This is a genomic window from Paramesorhizobium deserti (genome assembly GCF_001558695.1).
GTDB lineage: Bacteria > Pseudomonadota > Alphaproteobacteria > Rhizobiales > Rhizobiaceae > Paramesorhizobium > Paramesorhizobium deserti.
Window position 1 is genome coordinate 1 of record NZ_LNTU01000007.1, and the last position, 20,397, is coordinate 20,397.

19 protein-coding genes are annotated in these 20,397 nt (G+C 58.9%); 9 read left to right on the forward strand and 10 right to left on the reverse strand.

Annotated features, from left to right (window positions below; translation table 11 throughout):
• Both ATN84_RS08750 and ATN84_RS08755 read right to left on the reverse strand, forming a co-directional pair.
• Positions 1–1,437: sugar ABC transporter ATP-binding protein (locus ATN84_RS08750; protein ID WP_068881298.1), on the reverse strand; the 1,437-nt coding region annotated here is incomplete at its 3' end.
• Positions 1,434–2,285 carry a sugar phosphate isomerase/epimerase family protein gene (locus ATN84_RS08755; RefSeq protein WP_068881299.1) on the reverse strand — a complete coding sequence of 284 codons (852 nt, stop codon included), beginning with the start codon at positions 2,283–2,285 and terminating at the stop codon, positions 1,434–1,436. The genes ATN84_RS08755 and ATN84_RS08750, both read right to left, overlap by 4 nt.
• Before the next feature lie 46 nt (positions 2,286–2,331).
• Here ATN84_RS08755 and ATN84_RS08760 point away from each other — a divergent pair, with 46 nt between their 5' ends.
• Positions 2,332–3,612 (forward strand): AraC family transcriptional regulator, encoded by a 1,281-nt coding sequence (locus tag ATN84_RS08760; protein ID WP_161939564.1) that lies wholly within the window; start codon positions 2,332–2,334, stop codon positions 3,610–3,612.
• Between the two features lie 288 nt (positions 3,613–3,900).
• Here ATN84_RS08760 and rctB read toward each other — a convergent pair whose 3' ends face one another.
• The 8 genes from rctB to ATN84_RS08800 all read right to left on the reverse strand — a co-directional run bounded on the left by rctB (position 3,901) and on the right by ATN84_RS08800 (position 14,118).
• Entirely contained in the window at positions 3,901–4,923 is a 1,023-nt protein-coding gene (gene rctB, locus ATN84_RS25910) for an SMa0974 family conjugal transfer regulator (protein ID WP_082766190.1), read from the reverse strand.
• Positions 4,924–5,018: 95 nt separating this feature from the next.
• Complete coding sequence (locus tag ATN84_RS25915) at positions 5,019–5,762, reverse strand: helix-turn-helix transcriptional regulator (RefSeq protein WP_153020168.1); 744 nt, start codon at positions 5,760–5,762, stop codon at positions 5,019–5,021.
• 491 nt (positions 5,763–6,253) lie between these two features.
• The gene (gene pepT / locus ATN84_RS08775; protein WP_068881302.1) at positions 6,254–7,507 is read right to left on the reverse strand and encodes a peptidase T; all 1,254 of its coding nucleotides are present in this window, start codon (positions 7,505–7,507) and stop codon (positions 6,254–6,256) included.
• Between the two features lie 151 nt (positions 7,508–7,658).
• Positions 7,659–8,894 carry a CapA family protein gene (locus tag ATN84_RS08780; RefSeq protein WP_068881303.1) on the reverse strand — a complete coding sequence of 412 codons (1,236 nt, stop codon included), beginning with the start codon at positions 8,892–8,894 and terminating at the stop codon, positions 7,659–7,661.
• A gap of 91 nt (positions 8,895–8,985) precedes the next feature.
• Positions 8,986–10,659: a dipeptide ABC transporter ATP-binding protein gene (locus ATN84_RS08785; RefSeq protein ID WP_068881304.1), complete on the reverse strand. Its 1,674-nt coding sequence runs from the start codon at positions 10,657–10,659 to the stop codon at positions 8,986–8,988.
• Entirely contained in the window at positions 10,656–11,531 is an 876-nt protein-coding gene (locus tag ATN84_RS08790) for an ABC transporter permease (protein WP_068881305.1), read from the reverse strand. The genes ATN84_RS08785 and ATN84_RS08790 overlap by 4 nt, the downstream gene beginning before the upstream one ends.
• Before the next feature lie 10 nt (positions 11,532–11,541).
• Positions 11,542–12,519: an ABC transporter permease gene (locus ATN84_RS08795; protein WP_068881306.1), complete on the reverse strand. Its 978-nt coding sequence runs from the start codon at positions 12,517–12,519 to the stop codon at positions 11,542–11,544.
• 6 nt (positions 12,520–12,525) lie between these two features.
• On the reverse strand, positions 12,526–14,118 hold the full coding sequence (locus tag ATN84_RS08800; RefSeq protein WP_068881307.1) for an ABC transporter substrate-binding protein: 1,593 nt from the start codon (positions 14,116–14,118) through the stop codon (positions 12,526–12,528).
• A gap of 594 nt (positions 14,119–14,712) precedes the next feature.
• On the opposite strand from ATN84_RS08800, the gene ATN84_RS08805 reads away from it, so the two are divergent.
• The 8 genes from ATN84_RS08805 (at position 14,713) to ATN84_RS08830 (ending at position 20,354) form a co-directional block, all read left to right on the forward strand.
• The gene (locus ATN84_RS08805) at positions 14,713–14,958 is read left to right on the forward strand and encodes a helix-turn-helix transcriptional regulator (RefSeq protein WP_068881313.1); all 246 of its coding nucleotides are present in this window, start codon (positions 14,713–14,715) and stop codon (positions 14,956–14,958) included.
• A 780-nt stretch (positions 14,959–15,738) separates the two neighbouring features.
• Positions 15,739–16,884, forward strand: a complete 1,146-nt coding sequence (locus ATN84_RS08810) for an RHE_PE00001 family protein (protein ID WP_068881308.1) — start codon at positions 15,739–15,741, stop codon at positions 16,882–16,884.
• A complete protein-coding gene (locus ATN84_RS26800; protein WP_153020170.1) occupies positions 16,869–17,087 on the forward strand; it encodes a hypothetical protein in 219 nt (72 codons plus the stop codon). Before ATN84_RS08810 ends, ATN84_RS26800 begins: the two co-directional genes overlap by 16 nt.
• 10 nt (positions 17,088–17,097) lie before the next feature.
• The gene (locus ATN84_RS27450) at positions 17,098–17,274 is read left to right on the forward strand and encodes a hypothetical protein (protein ID WP_201026344.1); all 177 of its coding nucleotides are present in this window, start codon (positions 17,098–17,100) and stop codon (positions 17,272–17,274) included.
• A 7-nt stretch (positions 17,275–17,281) separates the two neighbouring features.
• Positions 17,282–17,992, forward strand: coding sequence for an ATPase (locus ATN84_RS08815; RefSeq protein ID WP_082766193.1), 711 nt, complete (start codon positions 17,282–17,284; stop codon positions 17,990–17,992).
• Positions 17,993–17,999: 7 nt separating this feature from the next.
• Positions 18,000–18,950: a hypothetical protein gene (locus ATN84_RS08820; RefSeq protein ID WP_068881309.1), complete on the forward strand. Its 951-nt coding sequence runs from the start codon at positions 18,000–18,002 to the stop codon at positions 18,948–18,950.
• A gap of 208 nt (positions 18,951–19,158) precedes the next feature.
• On the forward strand, positions 19,159–19,878 hold the full coding sequence (locus ATN84_RS08825) for a hypothetical protein (RefSeq protein WP_153020171.1): 720 nt from the start codon (positions 19,159–19,161) through the stop codon (positions 19,876–19,878).
• 5 nt (positions 19,879–19,883) lie between these two features.
• Positions 19,884–20,354 (forward strand): hypothetical protein, encoded by a 471-nt coding sequence (locus ATN84_RS08830; protein WP_068881311.1) that lies wholly within the window; start codon positions 19,884–19,886, stop codon positions 20,352–20,354.
• The last annotated feature ends 43 nt before the right edge of the window (positions 20,355–20,397 follow it).

Below are 20,397 nucleotides of genomic sequence, written 5' to 3' on the forward strand. Positions count from 1 at the left end.
TACGATCATGCCTTCGCGCATGACGAGGATGCGGTCGGCTGCTCCAATCACTTCGGGTAAGTCCGATGAGATCATAATGATGCCCGCCCCGGCCCGGGCGAGCTCGCGCATCAGGTGGTAGATTCCGGCCTTGGCATTGATGTCGATACCACGGGTCGGTTCGATGAAGACGAGCACCTTGGGCTTGAGCGCCAGCCAGCGGGCGACGATCGCCTTCTGCTGGTTGCCGCCCGAGAGAAAGCGGATGTCCTGATCGTAAGAGGCTGCCTTCACCTCCAGGCGGTCAAGCAGCGTGTCCATGCTGGTGAGATCGATGAAGCCGTTGCGTTTATGGCCGCCAAGCAGCGAGCCGAAGGCGCGCGGCGTCAGCATGGCGTTATCGCGAACGGACTGCATCAGTGTCAGGCCTTCGCCCTTGCGGTCGCCAGGCAGAAGGCCGATACCGGCGCGAATCGCCTGCCGCGGGTGTGTAAATTGAACCGTCTCTCCGGCGAGTGTCATTGTTCCGCTCTCGAAGGGACGCATACCGAAGATCGCCATCGCCAGTGCGGCCCGGCCCGCCCCCTGGATGCCGGCAAAGCCCAGGATTTCTCCGGCCTTGAGCTCGAAATCGATGCCGTGGAGAGCGCCGTTTCCGCCGTCACGTACGGAAAGCACCGTAGTCCCGATCTCCTCCGGCGTCGCGAAGGGCGCATAGAAATCGGCTATGTCGCGGCCGACCATCGCGCGGACGATTGATGTCGGTTCCGGTCGGCTTTCGAAGCGCGCCGCGACCTCGCCGTCCTTGAGGACAGTCACGCGATCGGCGAGCCGTGTCACCTCACGCATGCGATGCGTGATGTAGATCACGGCCGTACCGTGCGCCCGCAGCGCATCAACTGTCTCAAACAGCTCGCGACATTCGGTCTCGTTCAGCGCCGCCGTTGGCTCGTCCATGACGAGGACCTTCGCGTGCAGCGAAATGGCCTTGGCGATCTCGACCATTTGCTGTGAAGCGACATCAAGCTCGGACACCAGCATATCGGGGTCTATTCGCTTGCTGGCGGCGAACATGTCGAGCACGCGGCGGGTCTCCTGACGCATCGCCTTGTTGTCGAGCATGAAGTTACGGGTGGTCTCGCGCCCGAGAAAGATGTTCTGCGCCACTGTCCGTTCCGGCAGCAGCGAGAACTCCTGGTAGATGACAGAAATGCCGGCTTTCAGGGCATCGACCGGATGGCGGAAGTGCACCGGCTTGCCGCCGACCAGTACTTCGCCTTCGTCCGGTTGATAAACACCAGACATGATCTTGATCAGCGTGGACTTGCCCGCGCCATTCTCGCCAACCAGCGCGTGAACCTCGCCTGCACGGCAGGCGAAGCTGACACCTTTCAGGGCGACAACGCCGGGAAAACGCTTGCCGATATCGCGCATCTCGATGACAGGTTCACCACTCATACGGCAACGTCCCATCCGGAACGGATGAAGTCTATCGATTCCGAAAACAGCGTCTCGTGATCGGGGAAAAGCGGCCGCCATACGCGGGTTGCCGCCGCCAGTTCCGGCAAGCCGCCGCCAAATGCCTCCACCGTTACCCAGCCGTCGAAACCGGTCTTGCGGATCGCACGGAATATTTCCGCAAAATCGATGTGGCCGCGGCCGGGAATGCCACGATCGTTCTCCGAGATATGCAGCACGCCGATATGGCCACTGATTGTAGCGATCGCTACGGACTGCTTCTGCTCCTCAATATTGGCGTGGAACGTGTCGTACATGATGGTAAAGGCGTCGTGATCGACAGCCGCGACATAGGCCTTGGCCTGCTCCATCGTATTCAGGAAGTGCGTCTCGAACCGGTTGAGATGCTCAAGGCTTAGATAGATGCCATTGGTCTTGGCTACCTCGGCCATGCGATGATGCGCTTCCGCGCCATAGCGGATTTCGTCCACACTGGGCCCCGCGCCAGTGAAGACCCCTATTGGAGCATGGAACGGGCCACCAATACTCTCGGATTCCAGCGCGAGAGAGCAGTCCATGATCCAATCCAGATGCTTTAGCCCCCGGCGGCGTATTTCGGCCTCGCTGCTGATCGGGTTGGCATCGGGGGAAGGGATCACCGACGTGGATGTTCGGCGCAGGCCGAGTGCATCCAGCTCCTTCGCCAGCCAGGCGTAATGTGCTGGATCACCGCTCAGTACAGGCACTTCGACACCGTCGTAGCCCAGTTCCTTGAGACGACTGATCTGCGGCAAATGTGCCTCGGTAATAAACCCCGAAAGGCACAACAGATTGATACCGACCTGCATTCTCCTCCCCCGTGGGCGCATGCCCTTCTTTGCGGAATACCGGCGTTTGAATTTCACCGACGGTTTCCGATCTGCTTTTTCTCACTTCATCCAGCACGGCCCGGCCAGACGTCCTGTCCATTCTCTCCTCAGGAAGGAACAGGCGAAGATCATTGACTTTTTCACATCGACCGACGTTAATCGGGCACGGATACTGATGGAGGACAGCATCGCTCATGCGCGATTGAAATGCGTTCAAAATTGGCAAGTGGTAAAACTCGAACATCGGGAGGAGATGTCGATGGCAGGAAGCGACAAGGCGAGCGCGGTGGCGCGGCCGGCGGTTTTCCGCGAACCGGGCGCGCTGCTTTACGCTGGAAACTGCAGGGATCTGCTCGATGCTTCGCTCGAAGGTAAAGTAACGCTGAGCGCCTGGACACGCCGCGGATATCCTGGCCGCGATCTGGGTGACGCGCTGCCGCAGGTCTGTTCCGTTGGTGGCTGGGACGCCACCCGACCGCAGGACTGGGGGCTGACGGAACACTGCAACGAGGGAGTGAAGATCGCCTATCTCGCTCGTGGCACGCTGACGCTCACGCTCGACGGACAGCGATACGAGCTTCAGGAAGGGCAGATGTTCGTGGTGCGACCATGGCAGTTGCATGCTTTCGGTGATCCCTTCGTCGCGCCCAGCCAGATCATCTGGGTGCTATTCGACATGGGCGTGCGCCGGCCACATGAGGATTGGCTGTGGCCGGACTGGATCGCTTGGCCAGAACGCGACCAGGCCCGGCTTACCGAACTGCTGTCCAAGAACGAGCAGCCCTGGTACACCGCCTCGCGCGAAGTCGTTCGCAGCTTCATGGACATTGCCGAGGTGGTCTCGACCGGCGATATAGAGGGCGGCGAGACGCGGTTGCGTCTGCTGATCTCGATGATGCTGCTGCAGTTCAAGAACCAACTGGAGGCGCAGCAGCCCGAGCTTGACAGTTCCCTTGCCACGTCGCGGCGCACCGTCGACATCTTCCTGCGACGGCTATGGCATGCACTTGATGACGATTGGACGCTGGAGAATATGGCGGCCGAGTGCAATCTTTCGCGCACGCAGTTTTCCAAACACTGCCAGTCTCTCACCAATATGACGCCGTCGCGCTACTTGCAGATGATCCGGCTGGAGGCGGCGCGTCAGATGCTGGCATCGAACGGCCGCAAGTCAGTGACGCAGGTGGCCTTCGACTGCGGTTTTTCTTCGAGCCAGTATTTTGCGACCTGCTTTCGCAAACAGTTCGGTATGTCTCCAACTGACTTACGATTCCACAATCCCACTACTGAAATAACGGCTTCCTAACACGGGCAGCCGCGCTACTGTCACCACCAACAGCTTTGCTCCCGTCTGATCCGCAAGATAACGAGCGGCCCATCGGGAGGGGAGCCCTTGTGCTTTTCGTGCGGCAGTTCGGATGCTTCATTTCTACGCTGGACTTTTCTCGCGAAAGAAGGCGCATTGCTTCAGCCGCTCCACAGGCATACCACGGCCTTGCAGAAAAAGGTGCTACGCCAGAACCACGAACACGAGTACCAGTTGGCCATTCGGCGCTGAATAGGCGAAAGAATACCCGGTGTGTCAACACGGTGGCTATCTCCCGCCCAACCAGCTTTGCTCGTTTTCGGAGCCTCCTTGCGTCGCGTCGAAGGGTACGCTGCCACCAGGGTGCCATTCGACGGCTCCGCCCGGAAACGTCGTGATGGCGGACAGACTTCCCTGCAAGAGTGTCCGGATACCATAGAAGGTAATAAAGGCCTGTGCTTCGACCCGGAAGTGCAGACCTTCATCAGTCGGTCTCAGGATCGCACGCGCGTCGTGGAAGTCGAGCAGCGTATCGGCGCCCGTGGCGCCGATCAAGCGGCAATAGTCACTTGCGCGGGCGCAGACCTTCTCTGCGATGTATCCTGCACGTGAGACCGGCACGAAAGCTTCAGCGATGTGTTTGTACTTTGCGGATTCCTTGTCTGGCGCTGTATTGGATATTGTAGCCGACGGAAGCGCCAGTGGCAGGAGCGGGAAGTCGGTCACTGGTGTCAATGACTTTCCATGCGACCGCAGTTTACTCGTAGCATCCGGAGTGACGTCCCAGGCACCAAGAACAAGCTCTTCCTTCCCCAGTTGGCCGACAGCCAAGGGGGACGGTGACCAGCCGATCCGAGAGTAAACCCGCGTCATCCGGCGGTCATAGATCCCGACGATGCTTTCGATGCCGGAGAGGCGGCAAAGATTATAAAGTCCCAGTAATAGTTTAGCTGAAGCGTCGCCGCTGGTCGGGGCTTTCATTGGGTGGACGCAGAAGCGTGTGCATTCCCAGATGGTCGGACTCGCTATATCAATTGGCTCCTTGAACAGGTCGGCAAATTCGTTCTTGATCATCGTGGGACCGGTTGTCGGAAGGAGGCGGAGAGAAGCCGTGGATTGTTCGCGATGGCCATCCATCGCGACGAGGTAGACCGGATCCTCGTCGCGGTCGTAGGAATCCATCTCCAGCCCGTTCTCGACTTTCACATCCCATCCAAGCCGGTCATGGAAGATGATCGCGCGAGCGCGATGCATCTCCCTGAAGATTTCAGGGAAAAGACCGCGATGTCTATTTGAGATTACCCTCATCATGCTTCCCCACTGTCGGTTGACAGTGGAAGGCTAGTGCCACCCCGGACCTCTTCAATTTGGCAAATTCGACAGATTCACGCCATTGGATCGGTAGTCTATAATGAATGAATCAGCCCCAGGCGGGTGGCCCGCGAAATTGCATGATTCCTGTTCTTGCATTTGAGCTTGCGGCACGCAGTGGAGGTGTAAAGCCTGACAGCGCTCTCGGAGATTTGCAGATCAGCGGCGATTTGCTTCGGCGCCCTACCTTGGGCAAGAAGCTGCAAACATTGCCTCTCTCTCGGCGAAAGCGGTGCGATTGAATGATCCTGATTTGCCGAGTGAAAGACGACCGCTCGATTATGAAAACAGTGGGCGAAGACCTGCAACTCGCGCGCATAATGCGCTCGGTCACGTTGCCATCGTCGATTTGAGACATCGGATGTGATGGAGAAAAGAGCACGTTCTCCGCATGGGCCGCGGATTGGTATTGTCATGCCGTTGCGACCGACGCCGTGCTCATGCGCCTCGCCGAAGAAGCGTTTAACAGCGGGTGTGTTGTGAGGTAATTCCGACCAATCAATAGGCAGTAAGCGTTCGCTCGCGAAGCGTACGACAGGATCGATGCGAAAGTAGTGGCATTCAAGATATCGGTCGATCCAGTTCTTTTCATAGGTGCAGAGGAGGATGGGTTCCGTTGCGAGTTCGTCGGAGGCTCGAGAACCATGATAAACGACATGTCGCAGTCCATAGAGTTCGACGATTTTCTCAACAATGCTTCGCAGATCGTCTTCGCTTGTCGCAGCGTCTGTGAGTTCGACAATTTTCCCTATGCTGGAACTGTCCCCGCGCATCGCCATGACCCCCTTGTCACAAATAAGCAACAAAGCAAGTTTAACATCCGCGATAATTGCGTTTGAAACTCACGATATCGCGACCATGCGGATTGGAGGGTGCTTTTGGGGGAGAAGCAACAGACGTGCAATGAGCGCCATGCAAGACAATCGCACGTTGCCGAATTCAAATTCGCGTACAGGATAAATGCGATAATACGCAATTAGTACAAGAACCTACAACAAGCTTCCGGTTTTCACCGGCTGCTTGCAGCAGACAATGACGTGTGGATACCAGCGGTCAATAGCAACCCCTGGGCCAGATGGTCCCTCTGCGACGGTATGTCGCTAATGGCAAATAACTCGGGTCGTGACTCCATGCCGATCCCCAGTTCATCGCGCCATGGCGACGCGATTATTCTATCCGCGCCCGGTGAAGTCCGGATCGAATGGTGTCGGGCGAGAGTGGTTTTCGACAATCATGGCGGCGGCTAGGTCGTTTTGTCGCGTGACCGCAATCATCTTCGGACGTGTTGGGCGCCGCGCTTCGTCGCTCCCGCCAATGCACAAATCATTGCTGCGACTTCGAATGATTTTTCGAAAGCAGGGACGGGTAGAAATTCAAATCGCGAATGAAAGTTGTATGCCCCGGTAAAGAAATTCGGCGTGGGCACTCCGCGAGCGGAAAGGACAGCGCCATCTGTCCCGCCGCGCATGGGGATCAGCTTTTTCTCAATCCCGAGTTCATGGAGAGCATTGAAGAGAAGCTCCGCGGCGCGATGATCGCCGTGAAGATAGCGGCCGATATTATGGTAGGTATCGGTCAGGCTACACTGAACGTTGCCCGAGGGATATTTCGATCTGATCAGTTTCGCCATTGTATCCACTCGATCCTTGCGCCGCTCGAATTCAGCACTGTCGAAATCCCGGATCATCACGTTCAACCTTGCCTCGCTCTCGTTCGCGACAAGTTCCCTGAACCAGAAGAAGCCTTCGCGTTCCCCGGTGCATTCCGGCGTTTCGCTGGGATCGAAGCAGGAAATGAAATCGAGCGCCATCAGGAGAGGATTAACGAGAACATCCTTTGCCGACATTGGGTGCGCACTGACGCCGGTGAAGACGATTTCGCCAGATGCCGCGTTGAAATTTTCGACCACCACCTCGCCAAGTTCGCAACAGTCGATCGTATAAGCGAAGTCGCATGGGAAGCGAGTGAGATCCAAAGCCCTGGCGCCGCGCAGCCCGATCTCTTCGTCCGGCACGAAGGCGACGAAGATATCGCCGTGAGTTACTGCGGGGTCAAGTCTGGCAAGCAGTGTCATGATGACCGCGATTGCAGCCTTGTTGTCCGCACCAAGGACACTTGTTCCGTCGCTGACAATAATGTCCTGGCCCGTCCAGGCAAGAATTTCCGGGTGCTCGGCGGTGCGTAGCCAAATGTTCTCCTGCGGATTGAGACACAGATCCGTGCCTTCAAAACGCACGAGGCGTGGCCGGATGACCGGTGAAAGGCCGACATCGACCGTATCGAGATGAGCGATGAAACCTATCTTCGGAGCGTCTGGTCTGTTTCCGCGCTTCACGCCCGTTACGATCGCTTGCTCATCGAGCAGGACATCTTCAACGCCAAGCGCGCGTAGTTCGTCGGCTAGCAAGGAGGCGAGCTCGGATTGCCCCGGCGAAGATGGCAAGGAGGGAGAATGCCCATTGCTTTGGCTCTCAATTGCAACATACCGGAAAAACCGGCTGATGAGTTCGTCACGAATTCCCATTTGTTCCACCTGAGCCAATATCGTGATTACCTTGAAAGTCGTTGCGGCTGAGCATTGACTGAATTCCGGAAGCAAACCTGGTCGACTACCGCGCCGCTTTCAGGGGCGGAAAGCAGGCCGGGCTCGATAAGCTATGCGCAGCCCCCTCCAGCTAGCCGCGGAGAAGGCCAACGCCATCGGAGATTTCGATCCTTGCCCCGAGCTTGCCGGATTGCTCGCCAAACCGGCACAGAATCCTCTCGGCACTGGACCCGGTCGCCAGATGCGGAACCAATCGGTGTTCCAGCATGCTATTCTTCAGTGCGTCATCGCCACCGATGACGACGGGATGGAAAGCGATGTCGATCAGGTTATTGTCTTTTCCGAACGCACATAACCCGACAATGCTTTCCCATACCTCCGGTGCGGTCCAGGTCGACTTTTCCGATCTCACATGAAAGATGAAATTACCAAGGCTGTAGAAAATCGGCCGCCGCCGGTAAATCTCGATCGGCTGCAGAACGGGCGCGCCGTGGCTGACGAACATGGCGGCACCGGCGTCGATGCATCGCTTCGCGACGCTGCTGACCCACTCGGGAACCTGGTACCAGTCCGAGGCCCAATGGTGGTGATGCAGATAAGCTATGACGAGGCAGCCATCCTCGGCGGCGGACGCGATCGAAGCGAGGTTCCTCCTGATGTCGTTCTCGTCGATCTTCACGCTTCGACCGAACCGGTTGGATCGCCTGAAGATGCCGCGCGCGATTCCGATCTCGGCCTCCGGATCGAGGCGAGGGGGGTCGTCAGGCTGGCTGTCGTTGGTAAGGTCGATCGCGGTATAGCCGACCCTGTCCCGGACGGCTCGGATCTGTTCGAATGCGGCCTGGTCGACCTCGATGAGCTGTGACAGTCGAAGCCGGTTCACGCCGGGACGCTCGGGGCGACCCTTGTCCGCGTTCGCGGCATACATGAAATCCGGGCCAGGTCCGCCGTCCATCGCAACCATGGCGACGCGCCGTTGCCCGATCGTCCCAATGCGGGCCTGAGCGGCCTCGGCTTGATTGCGGCCGAGGCCGGCATGGAGAAAGCCTCGCCTTCCAACCTCCTCCAACGTTGAAAGCACGCCTGACGGGCCGAGGTCGAAGGCGTGATTGTTCGAGAGTGAAAGCGCCTGGAATCCCATGGCCTGAAGAGCGTCCAGCACGACAGGCTCGCTACTGCCGAAGAACGACCCCTTGAGCGGCCACCCGCCATGTTTTCCACGGATTGTCCCTTCGAAATTGGTGAAGGCGAGATCTGCCTTGCGGAGTACGACCTGTACGTCCTGAAAAGCCGGAGTGCGGACGTGACGGACATCCTGCTTTATCAGCGACTGGCCAGTGACGGCCAATGTGAACCTGTCATTCATATGTCACCTTTTGTGGCGACGACGCGCCACTGTCTCCTGAGAATTGGCTGTTGGGATTCGCGGCTGAGCGCGGTGGAGGTCCGTTGATTTATCAATGCGTGAAGCGATGGGGCCGGGCGTCAATGAGGCTCCGCGTGTAGGGGTTTCGGGATTGTGAGAAGATGAAATCTGAAGGCCCGGAATCTTCCACCCGGCCATCCCTGAAGATGTAGACGGCGCTGCAGAGGTCCTGCACCAGCGCAAGGTCATGGGAGATGAAGATCATCGATATGTTCCGCTCCGTGATGCTTTCCTTGAGAAGCTGGACGATTTCGGCCTGAACCGAGACGTCCAATGCGGATGTCGGTTCGTCGGCGATCACGATCTCAGGCCTTGCAAGCAATGCGCGTGCGATCGCGACGCGTTGTTTCTGGCCGCCGGAAAGCTGATGCGGATGACGGTCGCCCAGGCTTCGGGCGAGACCAAGCCGATCCATCATCGCCATCATGTCCGGTCGTTCTTCACCGGGTGCAAGACCGGCACCAAACCGGATGCTTTCGCGCAGCGTCTCGGCAATGGTCATTCTGGGATTCAGGGATACCGCCGGATCCTGGAAGATCATCTGGACCCGGCCTAGCAGACCGGTTCGACGACCGTTCTGCGAAACGTCGAACGCATTGTCGCCGATCGTGACCTTCCCGGCAGGTGCCGTGTCCAATCCCGCGACGATGCGGCCGATCGTCGTCTTACCGCTTCCGCTCTCCCCGACGATTCCCGTGATCGCGCCGCGCGCGATCTGGATGTTCACGTCCCGCAAAGCGAACCCGATCGTGCCCTGATGAGGGCGCCAATGTAGCCCTTGAGGGGAAAACGCCTTCGAAACACCCTCCGCCGTCACGGTGGGGGACTTGTGGTCGCAGTCACTGGAAGGAGCGGTCCGGGCCCGGCCGGTCTTCTTCTCCGGCACGGGTTTCGAGATCCGCAACCGCGGAACCGCGGCAAGCAGGCCGCGCGTATACGCGTTTCGCGGGGCCTCGAGAATGGTCGAGGTGACACCTTGCTCCACCACCCGGCCGTTTCGCATGACGAGGACACGGTCGGCGATCTCGGAGATGACGCCCATGTCATGGGTGACCAGAATGATCGAGACATGCGTCTCCTCGACGAGGTTTCTAAGAAGTCCGAGTATCTGCTTCTGAACCGTCGCATCCAGTGCCGATGTCGGCTCGTCGGCAATGATGATGTCGGGAGATCCCGCCAGAGCGATCGCGATCACCACCCGCTGCCGCTGTCCTCCGGAGAACTGGTGAGGATAATCGCGGTATCGTCGGTCCGGCTCCGGAATGCCCACACGGGCCATGAGTTCGAGGGCACGTGCACGGGCATCACGCCTCGAAAGCGTTTCGTTTGTTGCGAGGATCGTTTCCTCCAGTTGCGCGCCGACGCTCATTAGCGGGTCGAGCGAGGCCGTGTGATCCTGGAAGATGGCGGATATCCGCCGTCCCCGGACATTGCTCGATCCGCTGTCATCCGCGGCGCCGACGGCTTTCCCATCGAACTGGATCGTTCCCGTTGTTCGTTGGAATTCGGGCGCGAGCAGGCCAATGATCGCGTTGCCCAGCGTCGACTTGCCGGCGCCAGACTCTCCGATGATGCCGAGGATTTCGCCGCGCCCCAGTTCGAAACTGACGTCGTGGAGGATCGGCGCAGGACTGGACGCCGAGAGATAGCGAAGGCCGAGGTTCTTCACCTCAAGCAATGGAATGTCCGCGGGTTCAAGGGTCATATCGAACGGCTCCTTGGGTCGAGGCGGCGTCGGACGTCTTCACCGACGAGATTGATGCTTGCGATCAGGCCAACGAGGGCAAGGCCGGGGAAAAGGCTGATCCAGTATTGGCCCGTCAGAAGGTACTGAAATCCGTTGGCGACCGTGGCGCCCAGGGAAGGCTTGTCGATCGGAACACCAAGGCCCAGGAACGACAATGTCGCCTCCAGCGCGACGGCATGGCCGACCTCGATCGGGATGAGGGTAACGGCTGGCGCGATGCTGTTGGGAAGCAGGTGGCGGAAGATGATCCGGGACGTGGGCAGCCGCATCAGCCGGGCCGCGTCGATATAGGATTTGCCGGTTTCGCTGAGCGCCACGCCGCGCACAACCCTGGCATAGGTCGCCCATTGAGCGATGATCAGCGCCAGAATGATGCGATCGATCCCTGGCCCCAGCGTGACGATGGCGATCAGTGCGACGAGGATTGTCGGCAGGCTCAATTGGAGGTCGACCAATCGCATGATAGCGACATCGACCCACTTCCCGAAATAGGCCGCGCTGACGCCGGCCGTAAGCCCGATCAGGGCCGCGATGGCGGCGCTGGTGATCGAGACAAGAAGGCTGATGCGCAAGCCATAAAGGATGCTGCTGACGATATCCCTGCCGAGGCCATCGGTCCCGAGCAGGTATATATAGCCGCCACTTCCCGTCGTGCCGGGAGGAGAAGAGGCTTCCCATCCGTAGATCTGCAGCGGGTCGTAAGGATTTTGCGGAGCGATGGCCGGCGCCGCGAGGGCAAGCAGGACATACGCCGCAAGAACGATCTTGGACAGGGTCAGGGTCGGGCCATATGGGGGCTTTCCCAGCACCCGGATGATTTCGGCTTTCATGATGTCACCTTCATGCGGAAAGGCGCACGCGCGGGTCGAGCACGGCGTAAAAGAGGTCGACAAGGGCGTTCAGCGCGACGAAGGCGACCGAAATGAAGGTCAATGTCGCCATCACCACCGGCCGATCGAGGAGCTGGATGGAATCGATCAGCAGCTTTCCGATGCCTGGCCAGGCGAAGATCGATTCCACGACCACCGCGAAGGCGAGCATGCCGCCGAATTGCAGGCCGATGACCGTGACGATCGGTACGCTGATGTTGGGAAGCGTATGGCGGAAGAGGATTCTGCGCGATGAAAGTCCCTTGGCACGACAAAACCGCGTGAAATCGAGGCTTTCGACCTCGATCGTGCCGGACCGTGCCAGGCGTGCGATCAACGCGATGTTCGGTATTGCCAGGGCAAGTGCGGGAAGGGTCAGATGCCAGAGGCCGTTCCAGGTCAGGAAGCTCCATTCCTGTCCCAGCAGGCTCGCTGTCGAACCTCTGCCGCCGGATGGAAACCAGCCCGTCAGGATCGCACCGAGCAGGATCAGCATCATGCTCAGCCAGAATGAAGGAATGCTGAGCGCGAACACGCTCGTCTTCAGGATGGTTCGGTCAAGGAGCGTCCCATTCCGCCTGCCGGCAAGCAGTCCGAGCACGGTTCCGACCGGTGCCGCCACGAGCATCGCGATCGACGCCAGTTCCAGCGTCGCGGGCAGTTTGCTCATCACCAGACCGAAGGCCGGCAGATGATAGATGTACGAGGTTCCGAAATTCCCCGTGACGACATTGCCGATGAAGAGAAGGTACTGACGCCAGACAGGTTGATCCAACCCGAGGGCGATCGTCGCGCGCTGGATATCCTCGGGCGTGGCGGTTTCGATGTTGACGACGTTGAAGACCGGGTTGCCGACGCTGTGAATGCCGATGAAGCCTATCACTGACATGACCAGGAGGAGAAGGAAGGCTTGTGACAGCCTCCCCATTGCTACTGATATCAAGGCCATGATCGTTCACTCCGTTGCCGGAAGCGTCTGCATCGCCGTGGTCCAGCCGCGTGGATGCATGACATAGGAGCCGACACGCTTGCCGTGGCCGACGATGTGATGGAAATGGTAAAGCGGGATGATCGGCTGGTCGGCCATGACGAACTCCGTCGCGTCGGCAAGCGCCCTGTTCCGCTCCGGCCCCTCCCGGATGCTCTCTGCCCTGGCGAGCATCTTGTCGAACGCTTCGTTCCTGTAGTTGCCGTAGTTCAGGGCGCCGGTGCCACGCTCGGGATCGGGCGAGGCCAGCAGGGCGTCGAGCATGATGTCCACGGCTTCGCCCGAACAGCCGCCATACCAGACGGCATATTCGCCCGCCGCGCGCTTGGTGTTGAAGACCGAGAACGGGGCGGCGATCGGCCGAACGGTCACGCCGATGCGGGCCCAGCTTTGGGCAACCGCCTGCAAGGTTTCGCCGTCGCCGGGATAACGACCGGCCGGCCCGGCGAGAACCAGATTGAAGCCATCCGGATAGCCTGCCTTGGCAAGCAGCGCCTTCGCTTCATCATATTTCGGCGGGCTGGCGACGAGATTGGCGGACGTGCCCGGCAAGCCGGCCGGGAAGAGCTGTGACGCGGGCGTGCCATAGCCCGCCAGGATCTTGTCGGTCAGAATTCCGCGATCCGTCGCCATGGCGAGGGCCTTTCGCACCATCGGGTTCCTGAAGGGATTGGCGATCGGTTCACCAGACTTATCCGTCACGCCGGGAAGCGTCTCGCTCGCAACATCGAATTGGAGGAAGTTGACACGCGCCGCCCCCACGCTCTCGATTTTCGCGCCACGCTGCTTCAGGGCCCCCACGTCGCGCGCCGGGATGGCATCCGCGACATCGACTTCCCCGGTTGTCAACGCCGCGACGCGCGCCGCCGGGCTCTCGATTACCCGAAACGTGACAGTCGGCCAGGCGGGCTTTCCTCCCCAATAATCGTCGTTTCTGGCGAGTTTCAGGGTCTCGCCGGAGCTCCAGCCCGCGAATTTGTAGGGTCCGGTTCCGACCGGAGGTGTCTCGGCGTTGAGCTCTTCCGTGGTCCGGAAGCCTACCGGCGGTTTGGGCATGATGAAAATCGAGGAAAACGCCAGCGGCAGGGTCGGAGCGCTGGTCTTCGTCTCGATGATGACGGTCAGGGGATCGGGCGCGGACACCGATTTGATCCCGCTCACATAGGACTGGAAGCCGCCGCTTGGCGGTTTCAGAAAATCCCGGATGCGCTCGATCGTGTAGACGACATCATTCGCGGTGAAGGGGGAACCGTCCTGAAACCTGACATTTTCCCGCAGCCTGAATCGCCATTGCGTGTCCGAGAGCCTCTCCCAGGATGTCGCAAGACCCGGCTTCAGGTTCAACTGCTCATCCTGATAGACGAGCCGCTCGTAGATATGGGAGAGCAGCGAGGTGTTTTCGTTGAGGTTCGCATAGTGCGGATCAAGCGTCATCAGCTTGTAGGCCGTCGCGACGCGCAATTCCTGCGCTTGGGCCTGTCCCGACAAAGCCCCGCAGAATGCGAGCGATACCAGCACCGCCGAAAGCAGAAATGGATGAAGTCTGTTTTTTTGTTTCATCATGAAGTTCCCTCTGTGGATTCTTGGCGTAGCCGGCATTGTCGCGATGAAAGGGTTTTCACCCCCCGGCGTTTTGCATTGGCGCGGATTTGAAAATGGCGGGACGCAAACGCCGGCCGACGCAACAGCAACTCGGCCTCCAACAGGAGTCGACCGTTCCTAAATCGGTTGATAGAGTGCGCCCGTTACAACTCAACAATCGGGATGCCGGAGAAGCTTCCGGTTGTGCTCGATGTTGAAATCGCGGATTTTCTGGAACCGATCGGCCAGGTGAGATGTCGGATGCGCGCCAATTTATTCGTCAGCTATAGCGCCGTTCGCTCCCAATCTCGGGCGTCGTTGCGCACTGAATCCCGTTTCGACTCATAGGTGCGCAGGCGATGATGTTCAGGAAGTTGATGAGGTGGAACGGATTTGCAGTTCTCCAGCGTGACCGGAGGCAAAGTTCTGCTATTGTCGGAATCAGCCATGATCCGAGCTCCCGTAAGCTTGGTTGTGGTCAGGCTGGAGCCGGTGGTGCAAACACCGGTTTCAGCCGCAATGGGCGTTTTCATATCACCTTGGCGTAAAATATTCAATGAGAAATTGAAAAAAATGAATGGAATAACCGGAGCCCAAATTCGGGCGGCGAGGGCACTGCTCCGATGGTCCGCGGAAGATCTCGCAAAGGCTGCAAGTGTTGGTGTTACGACAGTGCGTCGCGCGGAAGCTGGTGACGGGCAGCCTTCGATTACGGCGGCAAACCTAAAACTGATCAGGATTACGCTGGAAGATGCCGGCATTGAATTCATTCCGGAGAACGGTGGCGGTGTCGGCGCGCGATTCAAGAATCGGACGTAAACGAGATGCAGTGAGGGCAGGTGGGGTCGTGCCGACATTTCCCTTCTTATGGAGCAAATACCACCGATGCTCCCCTTCGGCCCGCTGCCCGAAGGGAACATGGAAAGTTCGATTGCTGAAGGGCCGCTTCGCGCCCTCATGCACGAACCTGCTTCGCGAGAGGGGGCACCACGGCCTGAGATGGCTTAGTATTCATAGCCTTTCGCGAACCCATCGACCGATGCACCTAACAGTCAGCTTCGCCAGCGCATGCTGCACAACGCGCTCATGGGGCTTGGGAACCCACACGCAGCAGGACTATGTTCGCCACGTTCGACGCTTCGCCGCGTTCCTCGGACGCTCGCCTGACACCGCAACGCCGGAGAACATCCGCCGCTCATGATTGGAGATCGCACCGGCCGGGACGCTGCCGCATCCTTCGGCGGCAATATCCCTGATGGCGTCGAGCGGATGGTGGTGCTTTGGCTCCGCAGTTCGCTGTCGTAGTGCTCCAACGCCTGCTCGACGAGCTTGTTGGCCGGCGTGCCAGCCCGGCGCGAGCGCACGCGCCAGTTCCTTGGTTTTGGCGCTGCGGACGGAGAGTTGCGATTCGGATATCGGTTCGTTCTCGATCAAAATTGCGTGGAATATAACGATTGCGATAGGAGACAGCTTGAAAGTCACTTGAGATGGCTAATCTTCGATAAGGGGTACTTATCGATGGCCAGCGATGCGCTGGTGCAATCTATCCAGTGGCGAACCCAAACGCCAAGATAGATTTCCTTTAGCAAATCATTTACCATGATTTCAATGGTTTACGATCTCACGAAAATCAGCGTGACAGCCCTGATCCGTCCGGCGTTCGACGCAGGTGTCGCGCTCACGCGCCTCGACGAGCGCATCGCCCGCTCGACCGTCGGCGCCGGCTTCCTCGAACGCCAAAACTTCGCCGACGCCTGCGCCTCGCTCTGGATCGATGGCGAACTCGTCCATCTCGAAGACCTCGTCCTCCATGACGCCACCCGCGACATCCGCACCCCAACCCACGAACTCACCATCGCCCGTGACGTTTTGCGCACCCGCCGGCGCATCGTTGCGCAGGCGCCGGACTGGGCGTTATCTGTAGACGGTATCCGAACGCTGCGACAAACATCGGACATTAACTCGGCCGGCCCCGAGGCCGTGAGGCCGACCGGCGTCATTCGACCCGCGGTCGCCGCCGATCCGGAAGGGGAGGGGGACGATGGTGACATCGAAGACCTTCCCGGTGTCGACTATGCCGCCATCGATGCGATGCTGGCCCGATCCGAGGCCGCGATCGAGGATGCCACGCGGCCTGGCCGGAGCGGCGGTAGCCGTCCGGCCGAGAAGGATCCGATCATCTATGATCTCGATTGGGACGAAGACGCGCGGCTCGACGAATGGCGGGGCGTGTTGCGCCAAGCCGAAAACCTGCCGGCGGTATTGCAGGCGATCGTCGCCCTCGATGCCTGGAACGAGCTTTCCGTCCTGCAGCACGCGCCTTGGCTCGGCCGGCTGTTGGCCCCGTCGATCCTTCGGGAAGCCGGCATCACCAGCGGTCTCCATCTCGCCACGATCAATCTCGGCCTCAAAACCATTTCAGTCGACCGGCGCCGGCACCGTGATCGGGAGACCCGGTTGCTCGCCATAGCTCACGGATACTTGGCGGCCGCCGAGATCGGCATAAAAGAGCATGACCGGCTGACGCTGGCGAAAACGATGATGGACCGAAAACTGGAGGGACGGCGGACTTCGTCCAGGCTGCCGGAGCTTGTGGAGCTCGTCATGGCGCGGCCGTTAATCTCGGCTGGCATGGTGGCCAAGATGCTTGAGGTCACGCCTCAAGGGGCAAGGCGGATCGTTCAGGAGCTGGGGTTGAGGGAGATGACGGGGAGGGGACGGTTTCGGGCATGGGGCATATTTTGATACTTTTTCCCGGTTCTACTGCAATAGCAAATATTGCGACATCAGGGCTGTATAGGATGGCACCGAACAGGATTGCCGAGCAAGTGCCTCTGCGTGCCTTCGACGATATGAATCTTGGTGTCGCCGCACTGCTGCCGGCGGAGCCCGGCACAAGCTGGAATTTGCAGTCGACGGACAAAGGCATTATGTTAGCGGCGGAATAGGAGTTCGACGATGCTCTTGCAGAAATACCGCGAGAACAAGGAAGCCCTCATGCAGATTGGCAAGGAAGCTCTTGCCGAGAGTCGTCGGCTGGGCTTGCCACTCTCCGCCAAGGACCTCGAGAACGAGCGCAAGGATCGCGCCGAGCACGAGCATGAAGAGCGCGTTCCCGCCGCCATGAGGCAGTAATCGCTTCATGCCGGAACTGTCCTTTGTAATCCTTGGAGGCCCGAACGGCTCCGGCAAATCATCCGCATTCGCAAAGCTGAAGCTCGAAGGTGTCTGGATCAACGCCGACGAGATCGCGAATACATTGCCCGAGTCCGACGACGGCAAGTCGAAGGAACGGCGAGCCTCCGAAGCAGCTCTCCGCAAGATCGCGGAGATGATCGAAACCCGGCAATCCTTCATCTTCGAAAGCACGCTGAGCAGCCAGCAATCCATACGGCTGATGCGCGAGGCGAAAGCGGCCGGGTTCAAGGTCGGCCTCTATTATGTCGCCCTGGAATCCGTCGAGACGAACATCGAGCGCGTTAAGCGCCGGGTTGAGAAGGGCGGTCACGACATACCGGAAGCGGATATCCGCAGGCGACACAAAGGCTCGCTGGAAAAGCTGACCGAAGCCCTGAGGCTCGCAGACGAAGTGATTCTTATGGACAACAGCGGCCTGACACCGCACGAGGTGTTCGAGATCCGCTCCGGCGTGGTCCAGTTCTTCAACATCGACGATCGGCAGGAGCTGCATCGCCTGTTTTCGGCCAAGGTCTGTGAGGCCTATGGATTGGTGCGCTACGGCCGCGGATTCCGGAAGGAACCGAAGCTGGCTGCTCGTCGCGGCGACGACGTGACATCCGACACTCCGAAACCGTCTCCTGGACATCGGCCGAAGACTGCAGGCGTGAAGTGAGAATGGCATGTTCGAACTGATCAATCTTCTCGAAACCGTGTACCGGACCATCTCGGCCGACCTCGAAGCATGGTTCAGGCAGTTTCCCGAGGGTTTAGCGTGGAACGTCTTTTCCGATTACTGCATCGGAGATTCAAACAAGGCGAATGACACCTTTGCCTTCGCGATAGTTCTCAATCACGACACCCAGTCGAACATCGAGGAATACATCGCGGCGGTAGCGCCTAGCGACATCAAAGGATCTCGGTCGTCGTCGCAGGGCCTCATCGAATATCTGAGCTGCCCTGTCGTCTTCAGCGTCAGCTACTTAATCGAGAAGAAGTCGAAGCTGCTTCGCGACTACATGACCGACGACAACATCCGCGGCGCTCTTCAGGACATGCGGGATGTCGTTTCTCAAATGGTGGTAATGATGCCCGAGAAGGCTGATCATTACCGCGCGGTGGACAGGCGGCTGGCGAGCTTCCAGACCGAGATGAAAAAGCGCTCTCCAAATTCCAATCTGGCTCGACAGATTCTTCTCTGTTCAGCTTTTGCCTCGATCGTTTGTCGGCATCTGGCAGTCAAAAAGAAGCCCAAATTCATCCGCTGGATCAGCGACCGGGACGCCATGTTCGACAAGCATGATAAAGTGGCCTTCGATCTGTCCTTCCTATATTTCCATCTTCACCGGATGATGAATGGTCAGGATGCTCTCGAGCCAGAGTTCTATTTCGGTCTGCCCGGATGGGACGGAGAGAACGAGTACGCTGAGTTCATTCGGATTGCTGATTACCTTGCTGGCACGCTGGCTGACATCAAGCTGCCTGAGATGACGTTCTCGCATGCGAAGTTTGAACCAGTCTTCCGGAACCTCTTCGTCAACGGGCCGAACGCTGCCCTCGTCGAAGTTCTCGCTCGAGACGGCGGAGGTGTTACCGCACGTCGCCTGGTCCCGACTGCGCCGATTATCCTGTAAGGGAAAAGACTGTCTCCGGTTGGCAGATTTTGGATGTCGCGCCACGGCGACCACGAACTTGAGGGCTTGCCGTAAGGGAAATCTATCCGGCGTGGGGTCCGTCTGCACCCTGACATGATTGTCGCCGGTGGCGAACGACGCAAGAGCCTCTTGAGGGCCCTCCCCATTTGAAATCATGATGCTATGGTTGTGGAAGCGAGGGGTATGCATGTTTTGGAAGAAGAAGCAGGATCGGGTGGTAGCTGAGCCAGTTGTTACGGCGATGAAGCCAGGGCCGAAATCGAAACAGGACGAGCTTGAGGAGGCGGCGAAGAAGCTGGCCTCATCGCTCCGAACCTATGCCGATGCCTCGTATGCAGCCCAGCAGGTTGCTCCGGATGAGGAGCTGAACGCGGCTTATCGCAAGGTCGAGATTGCGCGCAAGATCGTTAGAGAGGGCCGGATAGCGCATGCGCTCGGGTGCTGCCTGCCAGAACACATGAGCCATTGGCACGCATGGAGCCAGCGAGATGACTTCATGAGATGGGTGAAGTTCGACGCCAGCAACATCGTCTCCACCCGAGCCACCGAAGAGATCGGTGCGCGCCGTATCGAGGTGACGACCAACGACTTCATCTTCAATGATCGGCCATATCGCCTCGTCTTTCGCAACGGCGGACTGTCGTCGGCTCCCGGAGATGACACCTACCGCGGAGAGGTCCATTTCTACGCAGGCGAGATCTGCGTTGCCAAGTTCGATATCTGCAAGGATCTGATGGACGAATATGCCCAGTGGGAGTTCGTTGACGTGACAGGATTCCGCGTTGGTGCGTGGATGCAGGATGTCCTTGACATGACGGCCCAGATCGAAGCGAGCCAGCACAGGGTCATTAGTGATTTTATCGACGAGCGTGCCCGCAAGGCCGCCGACGAGATCGACCTCGGCTGATCTCGATGTTGAAGTTCCTTGCGAGCGTGCTGGACCAAATGGATCTCGCCCTTGAGCATATCCAAAAGGGCGGCGTTCACGATGCCCGGTTCGGGCTCATGTTGACCGACAATGCTATCGAACTCGCCATGCACGAGCTTGCGAAGAACAAGCACAGTGAGCTGAAGGCGTCATGGATCCAGAGAGGGAGGTATCAGCACACGAAGGAGCTCGACGAAGCGATGGGCCGCGTCTTCGAGGCGAAGCTAAAGTTTGCTAAGCTCGAAGGTCTCCTGACGGAGGAGCAGGCGCGAACGGTTGCGATCATGCACAACTTTCGGAATGAGCTTTACCACGTCGGCCTGCAGCACGAAGCGATCCTGCCGGCCCTCTCCCGCTTCTATTTCTCCACGGCTTGCATTGTTCTTGGGGCCTATCGGATCCGGTATTTCAGCTATTGGCATGGTCTCGAGCTTCCGGAGTGCGTATTCCGCTGAAGCCGGCCATTGATTCCGAAACGAAGCCGGCCACCCATTCCGA